Genomic DNA, 609 nt, shown 5'->3' on the forward strand with positions numbered 1-609 from the left:
GCGGCCGCACCCGGCGCGCTCGATCATCAAGACCAGCGACGAGCAGGGCAGCAATTATCGGATCAGGCTGCCGCATGATGACGCGGCCAAGTTCGACGCGGCGTTGGCGTCGCATCTGGAGGCGCTGATCGGCGAGTGGAAACACGACCACGACAACAGCGAGCGCCCGTCAGAGACGGCCCCGCCCATGCCCAGCAGCGTCGATGCGTTCATGCGGCTGGTGGAGACGGGCTGGGACGTCGAGGCGGCGCGCCGCCCGCACGGCCAGCACACCACGGTGGTGGTGCACCTGGATGTCAAAGACCGTGTCGCGGCGCTGCATCTGGGTCCGCTGCTCACCGACGCCGAGCGCCGCTACCTGACCTGTGAGGCCACCTGTGAGGTGTGGTTCGAACGCGACGGGCAACCCATCGGCGCGGGCCGAACAACCCGCCAGATCAACCGGCGGCTGCGCCGCGCACTCGAGCACCGCGACCGCACCTGTGTGGTGCCCGGGTGCGGGGCCACCCGCGGTTTGCACGCTCATCACCTCCGGCACTGGGAAGACGGCGGCCCCACCGAGCTGGCCAACCTGGTGCTGGTCTGCCCACATCATCACCGGCTGCACCA

At 69.5% G+C, this 609-nt stretch carries 1 protein-coding gene; it reads left to right on the forward strand.

From position 1 onward, the window contains the following. Positions 1-609, forward strand: a 609-nt coding sequence (locus tag AC5Y4N_RS21055; RefSeq protein ID WP_499912850.1) for an HNH endonuclease signature motif containing protein, incomplete at both ends; no start/stop codon positions are given.

The sequence above is a fragment of the Mycobacterium sp. NGS19 genome (assembly GCF_059813155.1).